Below are 17019 nucleotides of genomic sequence, written 5' to 3'. Positions count from 1 at the left end.
GCACCGCTGCCGCCGGGAGCGACCGCGCCACGCTGAGCCGATGCCCTACGCTGGCTGAACGGCTACCGTCCATCGTTGACCGCACAAGGAGGGGTGCACCCGCGTGGCAACCTCGGCTGCAGACGCCACGCAGGAGCCCGCGCTCCGGGCGGAAGACGTCACCGTCACCGACCCCAAGGTGGTCAAACGGGCGGTGACCGCGGCGGCGGTGGGCAACGTCACCGAGTGGTACGACTTCGGTGTCTACGGCTACTTCGTGCTCACCCTCCAGCAGGTCTTCTTCGCCGGACTCTCCGACACCGCGTCGCTGATGGCGACCTTCGCGGTCTTCGCCTCCTCGTTTCTGGTCCGCCCGCTCGGCGGGGTGATCTTCGGCTCGCTGGGCGACCGGATCGGCCGGACCAAGGTGCTGGCGATGACGGTGATCCTGATGGCCGTCAGCACGTTCAGCATCGGGCTGGTGCCCAGCTACGACTCGATCGGGATCGCCGCGCCCATCCTGGTGCTGGTGGCCAAGCTCGGGCAGGGGCTGTCCACCGGCGGTGAGTACAGCGGCGCGATGACCTTCATCGCCGAGTACACCTCGGACAAGCGGCGCGGCTTCACCGGCAGTTTCCTGGAGATGGGCACCTTCACCGGCTACTCGCTGGGGGCGGCGACGGTGGCGGTGCTGACCGCGGTCATGCCGCAGGAGGAACTGCTCAGCTGGGGGTACCGCATCCCGTTCCTGCTCGCGTTGCCGCTGGGCATGGTCGGGCTGTTCCTGCGGCTGCGGCTGGAGGAGACCCCGGCGTTCGAGCAGTTGTTGGAGCAGTCCGCCGAACACCAGCACGACGCCGATCGGGTCGGGGTGCGCAGTGTGTTCGTCCACCACTGGCGGGCCATCCTGCTGTGCGGCGGCATCGTGACGACCTGGAACATCACCAACTACATGCTGACCAGCTTCGTGCCCACATACCTGGCCGACCTGCCCGAATACGGGCTGACCGGGGTCAACCAGACCACCGCGCAGTTCATGCAGATCGCGGTGCTGGTGATGCTGCTGCTGCTGATCCCCAGCTTCGGCTGGCTCAGCGACCGGTTCGGGCGCCGGCCGATCCTGGCGGTGGGCGCCGTCGGGCTGGTGCTGTTCTCGCTGCCTGCGGTGCTGCTGATGCGGCACGGTTCGACGACGCTGACCTTCGTCGGGCTGTTGATGATCGGGTTGACGCTGGCCTGTTTCTCCGGCACCGCACCCTCGACGCTGCCGGCGCTGTTCCCCACCGAGATCCGCTACAGCGGGCTGGCGATCTCGTTCAACATCTTCGTCTCGCTGTTCGGCGGCACCACCGCGCTGGTGATGAGCACGCTGCTCTCGGCGACCAAGGACCTGAACTGGCCCGCCTACTACCTGATCGGGGCCGGGGTGGTCGGTGCGATCAGCATCGCGCTGATCCCGGAGACCAACGGCAAGCCGCTGCCCGGGGCGGCGCCCGCGGTCAGCACCGAGGATGAGGCGCACGCCCTGGTGGCCGCGCAACGCTGAACGGGCGCCGGTGAGGCGGGTTCAGTCCAGCAGCCTGCGCAGCAGGTGCAGCGCCACCGTCGTCGATCGTTCCCGGACGTCGGCGCGGTTGCCGGGCAGCCGCACGTTGCGGTCCATGCCGCGGCCGTCGGCCAACAGTGCGCAGAAGTAGACGGTCCCGACCGGTTTCTCGTCGGTGCCGCCGTCGGGTCCGGCGATCCCGGTGATCGCCACCGCCGCGTCGGCGCCGAACCGGGCCAGCGCGCCTGCCGCCATGGCCCGGGCCACCGGTTCGGAGACAGCGCCGTGGCGGGCGATCAACTCCGGATCCACGCCGAGCAGTTCGGCCTTCGCCTCGTTGGAGTAGGCGACCACTCCCCCGGCCACGTACGCCGACGCGCCGGGCCGCTCGGTCAGCCGCGCGGCCAGCAGCCCGGCGGTACAGGATTCGGCGGTGGCCACGGTGCGCCCGGCCAGCAGCCGAGCCACCTGCTCATCGATCAGTTCGCCGTCGTCGGAGAACAATTCGCGGGGATGGCGGGCGCGCAGGAACTCGACCAGCTCGGTGTAGGCGTCGGAGAGTTCCGGCTCGTAGCGGGTGACGATCTCCAGCTCACCGCGGCGCAGACAGGTGGTGATCTCCAGCCGGTCGAAGGCGGTGATGCTCTGCTGCGCCGTCCGCAGCGCGTCGGCCAGCTCCGATTCGGGCAGCCCGAACATCCGCATGGTCGCCTGCTCGTAGTGGGTGCGCCCGGCGATGGCCTGCTGCACCGCGGCGGTGTCGAGCGCCGAATGCCACATCGGCTGCAGCTCACGCGGCGGGCCGGGCAGCACCATCACCGTCGGGCGGCCCGGCACGACCAGCCCGGGAGCGGTGCCGACCGGGTCGATGACGGTGGCCCCGGCCGGAATCATCGCCTGTTTGCGGTTGGCGGCGCGCACCGCTTCGAAGTCGGCTTGCGGGTAGCGGCTCATCAGCTTCCGCAGGATCGCCGCGATCGTGTCGTCGAGAGCGGTGTCGAGAACCAGGTCGAGCCCGCAGAACCGGGCCACCACCTCCACGGTGAGGTCATCGGCGGTCGGGCCCAGGCCGCCGCTGGTGATGATCAGGTCGACGCCGTCGTCGGCGAGGAACCGCAGCGCCGCGGTCATGTCGTCCGGCCGGTCGCCGCAGATCGTGACGTGGGCCAGCTCGACCCCCAGCTCCAGCAGCCGGTCGGCGATCCAGGGACCGTTGCGGTCCTGGATGCGACCGGTCAGAACCTCGGTTCCCGTGACGACGATGCCCGCGCGTGTGCTCACCGCTAGTGAGGCTATCGCGGCCGCTTCAAGTGCGCCTCGATCGACTCCACCTTGTGGGTCAGCGCGTCGGTGCTGCCGTCGCGCCAGTCGACCTTGATCACCGTGCTCACCCGGGGGGCGTGGGCGGCCACCGCGGCGACGGCACGCTGGACCACGGCCATGACCTGGTCCCAGGAGTCGCCTTCGAGCACGGTGAACATCGCATCGGTGCGGTTGGGCAGCCCGGACTCGCGCACCACCCGCACCGCCTCGGCGACGAGCTCGCCGACACTCTCGCCGACCCCGAGCGGGGTCACCGAGAACGCCACCACCACCGACACGGGTTCAGTCTCCCCCGGATCGGACCGTCGGGAGCGGCGCCGCGCCGTCGCGGATCACGAACTGCGACCAGTCCGGTGTCCGCACCGCCGCGAAGTACTCGGGCAGCGGCCACGGGCTCAGCGTGTGGATCTCGCCGTCGGCGTTCTTGAAGTAGGAGTGCTTGATCGTCGGCTGTGACCACACCAGCCCGGCGATCGCCTCCCGGGTGCGGCGGTGCCATTCGGTGGCGGCCTGCTCACGCGGTTCGATGGCGTGCAGGTCGGCGGTGATGATCTCGGCCAAGCACTGGTCGATGTAGCGCATCTGCAGTTCGGAGTGGAAGATCAGGCTGCCGCCGTGGGCAAGGTGGGTGCCGGGCCCGTAGATCATGAAGAAGTTCGGGAACCCGGGCACGGTGATGCCCAGGTAGGCGTACGGCCGGGTCCCCCACAGGGTGTGCAGATCCACCCCGTCGCGACCGGTGACCCGCATCGGCCACAGCATGTCGGTGTGGCGGAAGCCGGTGGCGTAGACGATGACGTCGGCGTCGTGCGCCGTGCCGTCCTCGGTGACCACGCCGTTCTCGGTGATCCGGCTGATCGGGGTGCGCACCAACTCCACGTTGTCGCGGCGCAGCGTCGCCAGCCAGGTCCCGTTGTCCTGCAGGGTCCGCTTGCCGGTGGCCGGATAGTCCGGCAGCACCTTGGCGAGCAGGTTTTCGTCGTCGCCGATCTGCCCGGTGATCCAGTCGGTGAACATGATCCGGCCGAGGGCGTTGAACTCGCTGACCGCGTAGTTCTGGTCGGGGTAGTCCGGGTCGACCCGGGCGGCGTCGAGGCCCTTGTCCGCGCCGGGCCACATCAGCAGGAACCGATACCACCGGCCGTAGAACGGTACGTGTTCCATCGCCCAGCGCGCCCCGTCGCCGACCTCGTCGTGATACATCGGGTTGGGGAACATCCACTGGGCGCTGCGCTGGAACACGGTGAGGTGTTCGACCTCGGGGGCGACGGCGGGGCCGATCTGAAAACCGCTGGCGCCCGCGCCGATCAGCGCGACCCGCTTGCCGCGCAGGTCCACCGAGTGGTCCCAGTCCGCGGAGTGGAACGCCGGCCCGCGGAAATCGTCCGCGCCCGGGAACGGTGGGACGTACGGTCGGTTCAGCTGACCGACCGCGCTGATCACTGCCCGGGCACTGAGGCTTTCGGCGGTGCCGTCGGGTCGGCGTACCTCCACCGTCCAACGGCCGGCCACCTCGTCCCAGGCGGCGGCGGTCACCTCGGTGCGCCAGCGCACCCGGCCGGCGATCTCGTTGTCGTCGAGCAACCTGGCGAAATAACGTTGCAGTTCGGGTTGCTCGGCGAAGTAGTGCGACCAGTCGTTGTTGGGTTCGAAGCTGTAACAGTAGAAGTGGTTGGCGATGTCGACCCGGGCGCCCGGATAGGTGTTCTCCCACCATGTTCCACCCGGCCCGGCGTTCTTCTCGATGATGGTGAACGGAATCCGGGCCTGGTGCAGCCGGATTCCGGCCAGCAGGCCGGACTGGCCGCAGCCGATCACCACCACCGGGCACTGTGCGGCCGCCGCGGCGGGCAGTGGGGCCGGCCTACGCGGGTCGCGGCCGTCGAGGTCCATCTCCTCGGCCAGCATCGGCAGATACTGCTCGGGGACCGGCTCGCAGGCTGCCCACTCCAGCATCTCGGTGATCAGGGCGGGGTCGAGTGGGGCCGGCTCCGGGCAGCCGCGGTCCCGGTAGTCGGTCAGCACCGCAAGCGCGTCGGCGCGGGCGCGGCCCTTGTCCTCCTCGGACATGAAGCCCTGGATCTCGTTGAGGAACAGGCCCGCCTGCCGGTAGTCGCGGATGTAGCGCGGGTCGCCGGTGATGTGCACCAACGACAGCAGCAGGGTCGGGATGCTGACCTGTTCGAGCGCAGCGGCGATGTCCGCAGTGGCGGTGGTGAAGGGTCGGCCGCCGTAGCGGTTGCGCGACGACATACCCAATTACGCTATTACGAGTCTCGTAATCGATCAAGGTGTTCGGGAGCTCCGGCCGCATGCGACACTGCTGGTCATGGTTGTCGCAATCGCCCGGCCCAAGATCGAGGGGAACGTCGCCGTCGGGGAGAACCGCCAGCTGGGGTTCGCCGAGTTCGGCGCCCCGCAGGGCCGGCCGATGTTCTGGCTGCACGGCACTCCCGGGGCGCGGCGGCAGATCCCGCTGGAGGCACGGATCTTCGCCGAGCACCAGAACATCCGGCTGATCGGGGTGGACCGCCCCGGCATCGGCTCCTCGACGCCGCACCAATACGAGACCGTGCTGCAGTTCGCCGACGACCTGCGCACCATGGCCGACACCCTCGGCATCGAGAAGATGGCGGTGATCGGGCTGTCCGGCGGCGGGCCCTACACGCTGGCGGCCGCGGCGCTGATGCCCGACCGGGTGGCCGCGGCCGGGGTGCTCGGCGGGGTGGCGCCCTCAACCGGGCCCGACGGGATCAGCAGCGGGTTGATGACCCTGGCCGGTATCGCCGCGCCGGTGCTGGAGCGGGCCGGCCAGCCGATCAGCTTCGTCGCCAGCAGCCTGATCCGCATGGTGCGGCCGGTGGCCTCGCCGGCTCTGGGGCTGTACGCCCGGCTCTCCCCCGAAGGCGACCGTCGTCTGCTGGGCCGCCCGGAGTTCAAGGCGATGTTCCTCGACGACCTGCTCAACGGCAGCCGCAAACAACTCGCCGCGCCGTTCGCCGACGCGGTGGTCTTCGCCCACGACTGGGGGTTCCGGCTGGCCGAGGTGACCGTCCCGGTGCACTGGTGGCACGGCGACGCCGACCACATCATCCCCTACTCCCACGGCGAGCACGTCGTCGAGCGGCTCCCCGACGCGCGGCTCTACCCGATGCCCGGCGAGAGCCATCTGGGCGGGCTGGGCCGGGCCGAGGAGATCCTGGCCACCCTCTCCGGCGCCTGGGACCGCGGTTAGGCGACGGGTGCCCCGGCCATGACATTTCCCGACCCGGTCGCCGAGATCGCCGCCAGCCCGCCCGGGCCCGGGGTCGGGGCGTTCTTCGACCTGGACGGCACCCTGGTCGCCGGATTCACCGCGACCGCGCACGCCGGGCACCGGATCCGGCGCGGCCAGGCCCGCCTCGGCGAGATCCTCGGGGTGGTCGAGGCGGCCACCCGCTACCGGTTCGGCCGCATGCAGTTCGAGCGGCTCCTGGTGCGCGCCGCGGGTTATCTGCGCGGGGAGTCGATCGCCGGGCTCGACGCCCTCGGCGACTGGCTGTTCGTGCACCGCATCACCGGCCGGGTCTACCCGCACATGCGCCAGATCGTCCGCGCCCACCAGGAGCGCGGCCACACCGTGGTGCTCAGCTCCTCGGCGCTGACCATCCACGCCGAACCGGTCGCCAGGTTCCTGGAGATCGCGCACGTGCTGTGCAACCGCTTCGAACTCGACGAGCGCGGCCTGCTCACCGGTGGCGTGATCAAACCGGTGCTGTGGGGGCCGCAGAAGGCGGCCGCGGTGCAGGACTTCTGCCGGGTCCACGCCGTCGACCTGCAGCGCAGCTACTTCTACGCCGACGGCGACGAGGATGCGGCGCTGATGTCGCTGGTCGGCTGCCCACGACCGGTCAACCCGCGCTCGGGGCTGGCCGCCCTGGCGCTCGAACGGGATTGGCCGGTGCTGCGGATGGCCCGCGCGGACGAGCGCGGACGGCTGCGCCGGCTCGCCGGGCTCGGTCGCAACGCGCTGGGCGGTTGACCGGCGGTCGATCTCGGTAGCGTGGAAGCCCGGCGGAAGGAGCGCCAGCCCATGCACCTCGAAGTGGTCCAGGCCGACATCACCACGGTCGCGGTGGACGCGATCGCCAACGCCGCCAACACCGAACTGCGCCACGGCGGCGGGGTCGCCGCGGCGATCGCGCGGGCCGGCGGCGCGGAGTTGCAGCGGGAGTCGCGGGCGAAGGCCCCGATCGGGCTGGGTGAGGCGGCGGAGACCACCGCCGGGCCGATGCCGGCGCGGTATGTGATCCACGCCGCGACCATGGAGCTGGGCGGCCCGACCTCCGCCGACATCATCGCCGCCGCCACCGGCGCCACCCTGGCCAAGGCCGACGAACTCGGCTGCGCCTCGCTGGCACTGGTCGCGTTCGGCACCGGGGTCGGCGGCTTCCCGCTCGACGAGGCGGCGCGGCTGATGGTCACCGCGGTTCGCGACCACCGCCCGGCGGCACTGCAGCGGGTGGTGTTCGTGGTGCACGGCGATCGGGCCGAAGCCGCGTTCCGGACCGCGGTGGCGCCGTGACACCGACCGCGCGCAGCGATGACGACGACTGGGACATCCACACCAGCGTCGGATACACCGCGCTGGTGGTCGCGGCCTGGCGCGCGCTGCACACCGCGACGGCGCGGCCGGTGGCCCGCGACGACTACGCGCAGCGCTTCGTCGCCGCGGCCGCCGACCCCTACCTGAGCGCACTGCTGACCGAACCGGACGACACCGCCGCGGTGTTCGGGCACCTCTACGGGGTCCAGACCCGGTTCTTCGACGAGTTCTTCACCGCCGCCGCCGAAACCGGCATCCGCCAGGCGGTGATCGTCGCCGCCGGTCTCGACACCCGCGCCCAGCGGCTCAACTGGCCGGCCGGCACCGTCGTCTACGAACTCGACCGCCCCGAGGTGCTGGCGTTCAAGCGCGACGTTCTCGCCGACCTCGGCGCCCGACCGGCGGCCGGGCACGCCGTTGTCGGCTGCGATCTGCGGCAGGACTGGCCGGCCGCGCTGGCCGCCGCCGGATTCGACGCGGGCGTGCCGGCCGCCTGGTCGCTGGAGGGACTGCTGCCCTACCTGACCGGACCGGCCCAGGACGCGCTGCTGACCGGCATCGGCGCGCTGTCGGCGCCCGGGAGCCGGATCGCGACCGGGGCGCTGGGCTCCCACCTCGACCCCGAGGCGCTCGATGCGGTGATCGAGCAACACCCGCAGTTGCAGGGCTTCCGCGAGGTGGATTTCGGCGCCTTGACCTACGACCCGGCGCAACGGTCTGACCCGGCCGAATGGCTTGCCGCCCACGGCTGGACGGTGACCGCGGTGAGCACCACGGTGGATCTGCAGACAGCGCGGGGTGAGACGCCGCCGGAGGTGGAGCGGGCGGTCGACCGGGTGCTGCGTTCGCAGTACGTCACGGCGTTTCGGCGCGGCGCGGCTGATCTGCCGTGAACCCGCCGGACCCGTAGTAAACTAGAACACGTTTCAATTCTCGCCCGACCCGGTAAGGACGCACCGATGCACACTCCCGTCTGCGATGACCTCGGCATCGAATTCCCGATCTTCGCCTTCACCCACTGCCGTGACGTGGTGGTGGCGGTGAGCAAGGCCGGCGGGTTCGGCGTGCTCGGCGCGGTCGGCTTCACCCCCGAACAGCTCGAGATCGAACTCAACTGGATCGACGAGAACATCGGCGACCACCCCTACGGCGTCGACATCGTGATCCCCAACAAATACGAGGGGATGGACTCCGGTCAGTCCGCCGAGGAGTTGGCCGAGAGCCTGCGGAAACTGGTCCCCCAGCAACACCTGGACTTCGCCCGCACGATCCTCGCCGACCACGGCGTGCCGGTCGAGGACAGCGCCAAGGACAGTTTGCAGCTGATCGGCTGGACCGAGGCGACCGCCACCCCGCAGGTCGAGGTGGCGCTGCGGCACCCGAAGATGAAACTGATCGCCAACGCGCTGGGCACCCCGCCGGCGGACATGATCAAACACATCCACGACGCCGGGGTGAAGGTCGCCGCGCTGTGCGGTTCGCCGGCGCAGGCCGTCAAGCACGCCGAGGCCGACGTCGACATCATCATCGCCCAGGGCGGCGAGGGCGGCGGGCACTGCGGCGAGATCGGATCGATCGTGCTGTGGCCGCAGGCGGTCAAGGCGGTCGCGCCTCGGCCGGTGCTGGCCGCTGGTGGCATCGGCAGCGGGGAGCAGATCGCCGCGGCGCTGGCGCTGGGCGCGCAGGGCGCCTGGACCGGCTCGCAGTGGCTGATGGTCGAGGAGGCCAACAACACCCCCAAGCAGCAGGAGGCCTATGCCAAGGCCACCAGCCGCGACACCGTGCGCAGCCGGTCGTTCACCGGCAAGCCGTGCCGGATGCTGCGCAACGAGTGGACCGAGGCGTGGGAGCAGCCCGGCAACCCCGAGCCGCTGGGCATGCCGCTGCAGTACATGGTCTCCGGCATGGCGGTCAAGGCGACCCACAAGTACCCCAACGAGACCGTCGACGTGGCGTTCAACCCGGTCGGTCAGGTGGTCGGTCAGCTGCAGAAGGTGGAGAAGACCGCGACCGTCATCGAGCGCTGGGTGCAGGAATACCTGGCGGCCACCGGCCGGCTCAACGAGCTCAACGAAGCGGCCAGCGTCTGAGCGCGCGGCCGCGCCGGGTCACAAGTCGTCGGGGTCCTCGAGTTCGACGTCGCGGCCGGTGGCCATCTCCTTGACCTTCGACGCCGCGTGGGTGCCGATGTCGATGGAGTTCTCCACGATGCCGCTGACCCCGCCGGAGATGTCACCCCGGATGATGTCGCCGGCGTTCTCGACGATGTCGGACGCCTTCTCCACGGCGTGGGTGGCGATGTCCCGGGCCGATTCGAGCGCGTCCTTCGGGTTGAAGGCCATCGGTGTCTCCTGTTCGCTGGCGGTTGGCCTTGAGTCTAGTCCCGCCCCGCCACGCGGTTACGGCTGGAAGAATCCCGGGGGCGCGTAGGGGCCGGCGCCGCCGGTGAACCAGCCGGGCTGCCAACCCCGTTCGGTGCACAGCATCGGCAGGCCGTCGGGCGACTGCGCCGCCACCTGGCTGCGTTTGGGGTCCGGGCAGGGCGCGCCGACGTCCTGCACGCCGCGCAGCGGCGGCGAGTTCACCCAGAACCCGGTGGTCGGCGGGTCCCACGGCGGGCCCTGGTTGGGGATCCAGTGGCAGGCCAGCGTCTGCCCGTCCCGGCCGCGGCCGAAGATGAACTTCTCCCAGCTGTGGCACGGCGTCCCGGCGGAGGCGTCGTAGACGATGCCGGGCACGTCGGTGTCGTAGCGCTGCGGGTCGGCGTGGGCGGACGGATCGGCCGGACCCGGCACGGCCAGAATCGTCACGGCCGCCGCGGCGATGCCAAGCTGGCGAATCATCCCAATACCCCGGTTCGGTCTGCGGTTGAACACCTCGTCACCGACCTGGCGTCGGTTCCGACGGCATCCTATCGGCTGTGTCGCGGCCACGGCGGGGGTTTGCCCGGGCCGGGTCGGCGGTCAGCGGCGCGCCGCGAACGAGACGTCGGTGAAGTCGATCTGGGCGGCCGGGTTGGCCAGTGCGGTGACCATTCCGGTGCCGAACGGGCCGAGGTCGTCGAACAGGGTGGCCGATCCCACGGCGATACCGTCGTGGGACCAGTGCGACTCGGCGCGTACCCCGATCCACTCCCCCTGCGGCAGCCGGGACAACCCGACGCTGAGATCGCCGTTGATGTAGCCGATCCCGTGGGTGCCGAGGTTGGTCACCAGACTGGTGGCCTCGGCCACCATCGCGGCCCGGACGAACGGGCTGTTGTCCTCGCCGGCGACCAGCGGGAAGCCGCGGTGCAGGAACTGTTTGCGGGAGACGTTCTGGTGGTCGCCGGGTGCCGGAGCCCAGCCGGCCTCGTCGCTGCCCAGCCGGCTCCAGTCCCGGTCGTCGAGCCCGGCCGGCACGGTCAGTTCCGGCGCGGTCCGCCACAACCGGCCCGGCGGCGCCTCGGAGGTGCGGTACTGCACCAGCGTCGCCCGGGCGATCAGCCGGCCGTCCTGGAGCAGATCGCATTCGCCGGTGCGGATCCGCCTGCCGTCGCGCACCGGCCGGGCAGCGACGGACGTCGGGGCGGTGCGGGCCGCCCGGAGCAGGTCGACGGTGAGCCGGGCCGGCAGCAGGTCCGGGTCGCCGTACCGGTCTTCGAGCACCCGAGCGGCCAGCGCCACCACCGCGGGCCCGCCCAGGTGGTCGGCGCCCCAGTGGCTGTTCGCCCACGCGGTGGGCAGGAAACGGTCGGCGTCGTCGCGGACGAAATAAGCAGCGTCGGTGGACATCCGGGCATCCTTGCACACCCGGCGGCGCCGGCCGGTTCGGTGCGCGTTGCGCCGCGGTATCAATCGACTTATAGTCCAGACACATGTCCAGACAGTTCGCCGACCGGGTCCGTCGCCTCGCGCTCGCGCCGCCGGGCCGGGGGTAGCGGATGCGCATCGCGCTGCTGTCCTATCGCAGCAAACCGCACTGCGGCGGCCAGGGGGTCTACGTCCGCCATCTCAGCCGGGGTTTGAGCGAACTCGGCCACCACGTCGAGGTCTTCTCCGGCCAACCCTATCCGGAGGACCTCGACCCCGCCGTGGTGCTGCGCCGGGTGCCCAGCCTCGACCTGTACCGCGAACCCGACCCGTTCCGCACCCCGCGCCCCGGGGAGATCCGTGACCGGATCGACCTGCTCGAGCTCGCCACCATGTGGACGGCCGGGTTCCCCGAGCCGCGTACGTTCAGCCTGCGGGCCGCGCGGCTGCTCGCTGATCGGCGTGACGACTTCGACGTGGTTCACGACAACCAGTGCCTGGGCACCGGGCTGCTGTCGATCACCGCACTGGGCCTGCCGGTGGTGGCCACCGTGCACCATCCGATCACCCGGGACCGCCAGCTCGACCTGGCCGCGGCCCGTTGGTGGCGCAAGCCGCTGGTCCGGCGCTGGTACGGCTTCGCCGCGATGCAGCAGCGGGTCGCGCGAGCCATCCCTGATCTGCTCACGGTCTCCAGCGCGTCCGCCGGCGACATCGCCGCCGACTTCGGCGTCAGCCCCGAGCGGCTGCAGGTGGTGCCGCTGGGGGTGGACACCGATGTCTTCCGGCCCGGTGACGCCCCGCGGGTGCCGGGCCGCATCATCGCGATCGCCAGCGCCGACGTCCCGCTCAAGGGGGTGGCCCACCTGCTGACCGCGGTGGCCAAGCTGCGCACCGAACGCGACCTGGAGTTGCAACTGGTCGCCCGCCTCGAACCGAACGGCCCGACCGAGAAGCTCATCGCCGAGCTGGGCATCTCCGACATCGTGCACACCTCCAGCGGGCTGTCCGACGCGGAGTTGGCGGGGTTGCTCGCCTCCGCCGAGATCGCCTGCATCCCCTCGCTGTACGAGGGCTTCTCGCTGCCCGCGGTGGAGGCGATGGCCAGCGGCACCCCGATCGTGGCCAGCCGGGCCGGCGCGCTGCCCGAGGTGCTCGGCACCGACGGGTGCTGCGCCCACCTGGTGTCCCCCGGCGACGCCGGGGAACTCACCGACGTACTGGCCGGCCTGCTCGACGATCCGGCCCGGCGGCACCGGCTGGGTGCAGCCGGCCGTCGTCGCGCCCTGGATGTCTACAGCTGGGAAGCGGTGGCCGCGCAGACGGTCGCCGTCTATCGGCGCGCGTTCGCCCGGGCCGGCCGGGACGCACCGTGCTGACGGTCGACTTCGACCGGCTCGGCATCGGTCCCGGCACCACGGTCATCGACGTCGGCTGCGGCGCGGGCAGGCACGCCTTCGAGGCCTACCGCCGCGGCGCCGACGTCGTCGCCGTCGATCATGACGCCGCCGAGATCGACGGGGTGGCCACCATGTTCGAGGCGATGGCCGAAGCCGGCGAGGTCGTGCCGGGCGGGTCGGCCCGGGCGGTGGTCGGCGATGCGCTGGCACTGCCCTATCCCGACGGCAGCTTCGACTGCGTCATCGCCTCGGAGGTGCTCGAACACCTCCCCGGTGACGACGCGGCCATCGCCGAACTGATCCGGGTGCTCAAGGTCGGTGGGGTGCTGGCGGTCTCGGTGCCGCGGTGGCTGCCCGAACAGGTGTGCTGGGCGCTGTCGCGGGAGTACCACAGCAATGAGGGCGGCCACGTGCGCATCTATCGCGCCAGCACGCTGCGGGACAAGATCCGCTCCGGCGGACTCACCCACACCCACACCCACCACGCCCACGGCCTGCACGCACCGTTTTGGTGGCTCAAATGCCTTGTCGGAGTACATAACACCGACAACCCTCTGGTCGTCGCCTACCACAAGCTGCTGGTCTGGGACATGATGACGCGCCCGGCGGCCACCCGCGTCGCCGAAGCCGTGCTCGACCCGCTGGTCGGCAAGAGCGTGGCGCTCTACTTCGAGAAACCCGCCGCCGATGTCGCGCTGGTTTGATCACCCGACGCCGGCGGTGCCCGGCGTCCTGACCGCGACCCAGGTCCGCCGGACCGCTACCGCGATCGCCGCCGTGCAGGAGCCCTCCGGCGCCATCCCGTGGTCGGAGACCGGGCACACCGACCCGTGGGACCACGTGGAATGCGCGATGGCGCTCACCGCCGCCGGGTTGAGAGAACCGGCGCGCGCCGCGTTCGAGTGGTCGCGACGCTCCCAGCGCGCCGACGGGTCGTGGCCGATCCAGGTGCGCGCCGGGTCGGTCGAGGACGCCAACAGCGACAGCAACTTCTGCGCTTACATCGCCACCGGCGTCTGGCACCACGTGCTGGCCACCGGCGACCGCGGCTTCGCCCGCGACATGTGGCCGGTGGTGGCGGCGGCGATCGGCTTCGTGCTGGGGCTGCAGCGTCCCGGCGGCGAGATCGCCTGGGCGCGTGCGGACACCGGACCGGCCGACGAGGCGCTTCTGACCGGCTGCGCGAGCATCCATCACGCGCTGCGGTGCGCGCTGGCGCTGGCGGACTACCTCGACCGGCCGCAGCCGGAGTGGGAACTCGCGGTGGGCCGGTTGGGGCATGCCATCACCGCCCACCCCGAGACGTTCACCGAGAAGCCGCGGCATGCCATGGACTGGTACTACCCGATCCTGGGCGGTGCGTTGCGGGGCCCGGCCGCCGCCGAGCGCATCGCCGCTCGGTGGGACGACTTCGTGGTCGCCGGATTGGGTATTCGCTGCGTGGACGACCACCCGTGGGTCACCGGCGCCGAAACCTGCGAGCTGGTGATCGCGCTGGAGGCGCTGGGCAGCCGCGATGCTGCGTTGGGTCAGTTCGCGGCCATGCAGCACCTGCGCGAAACCGACGGCTCCTACTGGACCGGATTGGTCTACTCCGACGGCAAGCGCTGGCCGGTGGAGCGCACCACCTGGACCGGAGCGGCGGTCATCCTGGCCGCCGATGCGCTATCGGACAGCACCCCCGCCGCGGGTCTGTTCCGCGGTGCCGATCTGCCGCTGGGCCTGACCGGCGACGTCGCCTGCACCTGCGTGTCGGGCCGTCGTTGAGCGGCGCCGACCGCGACGGCTACACCGGCTCGCCGGCCAGTCCGCCGACCCGGTGCAGCACCCGCAGCGAGCCGACCACGCGGTGCTCCCGGAACCGGCCGGACTCGAGGGCGCGCAGATAGATCCGGTAGGGCGCCTGCCCGCCGTCGGCCGGGTCGGGGAACACGTCGTGAATGACCAGCGCGCCGCCGGGCTGCACCCAGCGCGCCCACCCGTCGAAGTCGCGCTGCGCGGCCTCGTCGGTGTGGCCGCCGTCGATGAACAGCAGTTGCAGTGGGGTGCGCCAGGCCCGCGCCACCACCGCCGACCGCCCGACCACCGCGACCACGGTGTCGTCGAGGCCGGCGTCGTCGAGGGTGCGGCGCGCCTGCGGCAACGTGTCGAACCGGCCGCTGTGCGGATCCACCAGCGATGCGTCGTGGTACTCCCAGCCCGGCTGGTGCTCCTCGGATCCGTGATGGTGGTCGACGGTGAACAGCACCGCGTCGCGGGCCGCGGCCGCGGCCCCCAGGATCACCGCCGACTTGCCGCAGTAGGTGCCGATCTCCACCGCCACGCCACCGTCGAGGACCTCCAGGGCCGCGTCGTGCAACGCCGCGCCCTCGTCGGTGGGCAGGAAGCCGCGTACCCGCTCGGCGAGGGCGAACAGCGCGGCGGTGTCGGGTCGCGGCGTCGAAGGGACCATGGGTCGACGCTACCGGCGTGGTGACCACCGCGTTCTTGCTGCCCCCCGGGTGGTGTAGTAGCGTCTGGACATGTGTCCAGTCCGGTTGCTCGGGAATCGACGCGCCGCAGGCTGACGGCGAAGCAAGCCGACACCGTCGACCGGCTGGGACGCGCCGCCGTCGAGGTGTTGCGCCGAGAAGGGTTCTCCGGCATGACGGTTCGTCTGGTCGCCGCCGAGGCCGGCGTCGGAGCGGCCACCGCCTACACCTACTTCTCCTCCAAGGAACATCTCGTCGCCGAGATCTTCTGGCGACGGCTGGCCTCCACGCCCCCGCCCCCGCCGCCGGACCGGATCGGCGGCGCCGAGCAGGCCGTGCGGGTGCTGCGCCACATCGCGTTACTGGTCGCCGATGAACCCGAATTGGCCGGCGCGGTGACCAGCGCACTGCTGGGCGCCGACCCCGACGTCGAACACCTGCGGCTGCGGGTCGGCGCCGAGATCCGCAGGCAGCTCAGCGAGGCGCTCGGCGCCGACGCCGACCCGGACCTCGTGGAATCGCTGGAGTTGCTGTACGCCGGCGCATTGCTGCGCGCGGGCATGGGTTATGGCTCCTACCAACAGATTGCCGACCGCTTGGAGAAGTCCGCTCGGTTGCTGCTGCGATAATGGCGGGATGGGGGACGCCGACTGGACGCTCGACGAAACCGACGGGCAACTCCTGGTGCACACCGACGTCGCCGGCCCGGCCGCCGCGTTCGGTCACCGGCTGGTCATCGCCGTGGAGTCCTGGCGGGCGCGGGTGCGCTGGCGCGCCGCGGAGCCGGTGGCGGTGACCCTGCACGCCGACGTCGACTCACTGCAGGTGCGACGTGGTGAAGGCGGGCTGAGCACAATGACCGGCCCGGAGAAGACCCTGGTGCGGTTCAACGCGCTGCGCACCCTCGGGGCGCGCAACCACCCGCGGATCGAGTACACCACGACCGCCGTCGACCGGCGCCGCGGCGGCTACCGGCTGACCGGCACGCTGGAGGTCGCCGGCACCGCCCGCGGCCAGGTCCTCGAGCTGCGCACCGAGGACTTCGGCGAATTCTGGGCGATGTCGGCCCGTGCGGAACTGCGTCACACCGACTTCGGGCTGCGACCCTATTCGATGCTGCTGGGCGCGTTGCGGGTGTCCGACGCGGTCACCGTCTCCTTCAGCGCCACCCGCGCCAAGACCGGCTGAACGCGGCCGCGGCTATTCCGGCGCGGACTCGTCGGCCGGCTCGGCGGCGGCCGACGGATCCGGGGTGTCGACGGCGTCGATCCCCAGCGGCGCGGCCGGCGGCGTCATCGGCCGGGGCAGCTGTTCGGCGCCGGTCTCGGTGGTGGTGGCCACCCGCTCGATCGGGCCGAAGTCGCGCTCGGGGGTGTTCTGCAGGCTGACCGCCAGCGACAGCGAGACCACGAAGCTGAGGGCGCCGACGACCACCGCCGCCACCGCGCCGGTGTAGCGCAGCGAGGTGGCCGGAGCCGCGGCGGGCCGCTCGGCGGCCGCCTCGTCGTCGCCGACGGCGAGAAACGCCACATTCCGCGCCGCCACCAGCGCGGCCCCGTGGCCCACGGTGACGGCGGTACCGGCCTCGACGGCCTCGGCGGCCTGCGCCGAGCGCACCGCGACCACGTTGTCCACGCCGGCGTCGGCCAGCTTCTCCAGCACCAGAGCCGCCTCGGCGACCGCGTCGTCGGTCCAGGTCACCCCGATGGTCCGGAGATCGCGGCCGTTCTCGGCGCTCAGGGACTGCGAACGCAGGACCGTCTCCACCACCCGGGCGGCGGCCTCGGCGGTGGTCGCACCGCCGCCGACCGGGGTCTCGACCGTGTCGCAGTTCAGCAGTGATCCGCCGGCGTCGCGCCCGGCTACGAGCACCCGCTCCGCCGCGGTCGGTGTCAGCGACAGCCCTAGTACCGTATCCAAAATC

At 71.5% G+C, this 17019-nt stretch carries 19 protein-coding genes; 11 read left to right on the top strand and 8 right to left on the bottom strand.

The window, feature by feature from the left end:
• Positions 1-103 precede the first annotated feature (103 nt).
• Complete coding sequence (locus AWC30_RS15045; protein ID WP_207568457.1) at positions 104-1525, top strand: MFS transporter; 1422 nt, start codon at positions 104-106, stop codon at positions 1523-1525.
• Between the two features lie 21 nt (positions 1526-1546).
• On the opposite strand, the gene AWC30_RS15040 is transcribed toward AWC30_RS15045, so the two are convergent.
• The 3 genes from AWC30_RS15040 to AWC30_RS15030 are packed head-to-tail and all read right to left on the bottom strand — an operon-like array spanning position 1547 to position 5101.
• Positions 1547-2806, bottom strand: coding sequence for a competence/damage-inducible protein A (locus AWC30_RS15040; RefSeq protein ID WP_085111042.1), 1260 nt, complete (start codon positions 2804-2806; stop codon positions 1547-1549).
• Positions 2807-2817: 11 nt separating this feature from the next.
• Entirely contained in the window at positions 2818-3126 is a 309-nt protein-coding gene (locus AWC30_RS15035; protein WP_085111041.1) for an MTH1187 family thiamine-binding protein, read from the bottom strand.
• 4 nt (positions 3127-3130) lie between these two features.
• A complete protein-coding gene (locus tag AWC30_RS15030) occupies positions 3131-5101 on the bottom strand; it encodes a flavin-containing monooxygenase (RefSeq protein WP_085111040.1) in 1971 nt (656 codons plus the stop codon).
• A gap of 76 nt (positions 5102-5177) precedes the next feature.
• On the opposite strand from AWC30_RS15030, the gene AWC30_RS15025 reads away from it, so the two are divergent.
• The 5 genes from AWC30_RS15025 to AWC30_RS15005 all read left to right on the top strand — a co-directional run bounded on the left by AWC30_RS15025 (position 5178) and on the right by AWC30_RS15005 (position 9523).
• Positions 5178-6083 (top strand): alpha/beta fold hydrolase, encoded by a 906-nt coding sequence (locus tag AWC30_RS15025; RefSeq protein ID WP_085111039.1) that lies wholly within the window; start codon positions 5178-5180, stop codon positions 6081-6083.
• 18 nt (positions 6084-6101) lie between these two features.
• Positions 6102-6869: an HAD-IB family hydrolase gene (locus AWC30_RS15020; protein WP_085111038.1), complete on the top strand. Its 768-nt coding sequence runs from the start codon at positions 6102-6104 to the stop codon at positions 6867-6869.
• Positions 6870-6920: 51 nt separating this feature from the next.
• A complete protein-coding gene (locus AWC30_RS15015) occupies positions 6921-7412 on the top strand; it encodes a macro domain-containing protein (RefSeq protein WP_085111037.1) in 492 nt (163 codons plus the stop codon).
• Positions 7409-8326, top strand: coding sequence for an SAM-dependent methyltransferase (locus AWC30_RS15010; RefSeq protein ID WP_085111036.1), 918 nt, complete (start codon positions 7409-7411; stop codon positions 8324-8326). Before AWC30_RS15015 ends, AWC30_RS15010 begins: the two co-directional genes overlap by 4 nt.
• 66 nt (positions 8327-8392) lie before the next feature.
• Positions 8393-9523 carry a nitronate monooxygenase gene (locus AWC30_RS15005; protein ID WP_085111035.1) on the top strand — a complete coding sequence of 377 codons (1131 nt, stop codon included), beginning with the start codon at positions 8393-8395 and terminating at the stop codon, positions 9521-9523.
• 18 nt (positions 9524-9541) lie between these two features.
• On the opposite strand, the gene AWC30_RS15000 is transcribed toward AWC30_RS15005, so the two are convergent.
• From AWC30_RS15000 to AWC30_RS14990, 3 genes are all read right to left on the bottom strand, one after another.
• Positions 9542-9775, bottom strand: a complete 234-nt coding sequence (locus AWC30_RS15000) for an Rv1893 family protein (RefSeq protein ID WP_085111034.1) — start codon at positions 9773-9775, stop codon at positions 9542-9544.
• Between the two features lie 57 nt (positions 9776-9832).
• Positions 9833-10276 (bottom strand): hypothetical protein, encoded by a 444-nt coding sequence (locus AWC30_RS14995; RefSeq protein WP_085111033.1) that lies wholly within the window; start codon positions 10274-10276, stop codon positions 9833-9835.
• A 120-nt stretch (positions 10277-10396) separates the two neighbouring features.
• On the bottom strand, positions 10397-11206 hold the full coding sequence (locus AWC30_RS14990) for a thioesterase family protein (protein WP_085111032.1): 810 nt from the start codon (positions 11204-11206) through the stop codon (positions 10397-10399).
• A 149-nt stretch (positions 11207-11355) separates the two neighbouring features.
• Here AWC30_RS14990 and AWC30_RS14985 point away from each other — a divergent pair, with 149 nt between their 5' ends.
• From AWC30_RS14985 to AWC30_RS14975, 3 genes are read left to right on the top strand one after another with little or no spacing between them, the layout of a single operon-like run.
• Complete coding sequence (locus tag AWC30_RS14985) at positions 11356-12603, top strand: MMP alpha-(1->4)-mannosyltransferase (protein ID WP_085111031.1); 1248 nt, start codon at positions 11356-11358, stop codon at positions 12601-12603.
• Positions 12597-13328 (top strand): class I SAM-dependent methyltransferase, encoded by a 732-nt coding sequence (locus AWC30_RS14980; RefSeq protein WP_085111030.1) that lies wholly within the window; start codon positions 12597-12599, stop codon positions 13326-13328. The genes AWC30_RS14985 and AWC30_RS14980 overlap by 7 nt, the downstream gene beginning before the upstream one ends.
• Complete coding sequence (locus tag AWC30_RS14975; RefSeq protein WP_085111029.1) at positions 13312-14391, top strand: MMP endo-(1,4)-3-O-methyl-alpha-D-mannosidase; 1080 nt, start codon at positions 13312-13314, stop codon at positions 14389-14391. The genes AWC30_RS14980 and AWC30_RS14975 overlap by 17 nt, the downstream gene beginning before the upstream one ends.
• A gap of 19 nt (positions 14392-14410) precedes the next feature.
• On the opposite strand, the gene AWC30_RS14970 is transcribed toward AWC30_RS14975, so the two are convergent.
• Positions 14411-15076 carry a class I SAM-dependent methyltransferase gene (locus tag AWC30_RS14970; protein WP_085111028.1) on the bottom strand — a complete coding sequence of 222 codons (666 nt, stop codon included), beginning with the start codon at positions 15074-15076 and terminating at the stop codon, positions 14411-14413.
• Positions 15077-15148: 72 nt separating this feature from the next.
• Here AWC30_RS14970 and AWC30_RS14965 point away from each other — a divergent pair, with 72 nt between their 5' ends.
• On the top strand, positions 15149-15724 hold the full coding sequence (locus tag AWC30_RS14965) for a TetR family transcriptional regulator (protein ID WP_085111027.1): 576 nt from the start codon (positions 15149-15151) through the stop codon (positions 15722-15724).
• 7 nt (positions 15725-15731) lie between these two features.
• A complete protein-coding gene (locus AWC30_RS14960) occupies positions 15732-16283 on the top strand; it encodes a YceI family protein (protein ID WP_085111026.1) in 552 nt (183 codons plus the stop codon).
• A gap of 12 nt (positions 16284-16295) precedes the next feature.
• Here the strand turns inward: AWC30_RS14960 and AWC30_RS14955 are convergent, their stop codons facing one another.
• A complete protein-coding gene (locus AWC30_RS14955; protein WP_133053703.1) occupies positions 16296-17015 on the bottom strand; it encodes a DUF7159 family protein in 720 nt (239 codons plus the stop codon).
• Positions 17016-17019: the final 4 nt, after the last annotated feature.

Source organism: Mycolicibacillus trivialis (genome assembly GCF_002102395.1).
In the GTDB taxonomy this organism is placed as follows: Bacteria; Actinomycetota; Actinomycetes; order Mycobacteriales; family Mycobacteriaceae; genus Mycobacterium; species Mycobacterium triviale.
The sequence above is the reverse complement of the archived record's forward strand: the minus strand, read 5'-3'. Positions and strand labels throughout refer to the sequence as shown.

Bases quoted from the DNA above. Each gene is read 5' to 3' on its own strand.
- AWC30_RS14990 (WP_085111032.1), bottom strand. From the start codon at position 11,206: ATGTCCACCGACGCTGCTTATTTCGTCCGCGACGACGCCGACCGTTTC.
- AWC30_RS15005 (WP_085111035.1), top strand. From the start codon at position 8,393: ATGCACACTCCCGTCTGCGATGACCTCGGCATCGAATTCCCGATCTTC.
- AWC30_RS14985 (WP_085111031.1), top strand. From the start codon at position 11,356: ATGCGCATCGCGCTGCTGTCCTATCGCAGCAAACCGCACTGCGGCGGC.
- AWC30_RS15030 (WP_085111040.1), bottom strand. From the start codon at position 5,101: ATGTCGTCGCGCAACCGCTACGGCGGCCGACCCTTCACCACCGCCACT.
- AWC30_RS15020 (WP_085111038.1), top strand. From the start codon at position 6,102: ATGACATTTCCCGACCCGGTCGCCGAGATCGCCGCCAGCCCGCCCGGG.
- AWC30_RS15000 (WP_085111034.1), bottom strand. From the start codon at position 9,775: ATGGCCTTCAACCCGAAGGACGCGCTCGAATCGGCCCGGGACATCGCC.
- AWC30_RS14960 (WP_085111026.1), top strand. From the start codon at position 15,732: ATGGGGGACGCCGACTGGACGCTCGACGAAACCGACGGGCAACTCCTG.
- AWC30_RS15015 (WP_085111037.1), top strand. From the start codon at position 6,921: ATGCACCTCGAAGTGGTCCAGGCCGACATCACCACGGTCGCGGTGGAC.
- AWC30_RS14970 (WP_085111028.1), bottom strand. From the start codon at position 15,076: ATGGTCCCTTCGACGCCGCGACCCGACACCGCCGCGCTGTTCGCCCTC.
- AWC30_RS14975 (WP_085111029.1), top strand. From the start codon at position 13,312: ATGTCGCGCTGGTTTGATCACCCGACGCCGGCGGTGCCCGGCGTCCTG.
- AWC30_RS14995 (WP_085111033.1), bottom strand. From the start codon at position 10,276: ATGATTCGCCAGCTTGGCATCGCCGCGGCGGCCGTGACGATTCTGGCC.
- AWC30_RS15025 (WP_085111039.1), top strand. From the start codon at position 5,178: ATGGTTGTCGCAATCGCCCGGCCCAAGATCGAGGGGAACGTCGCCGTC.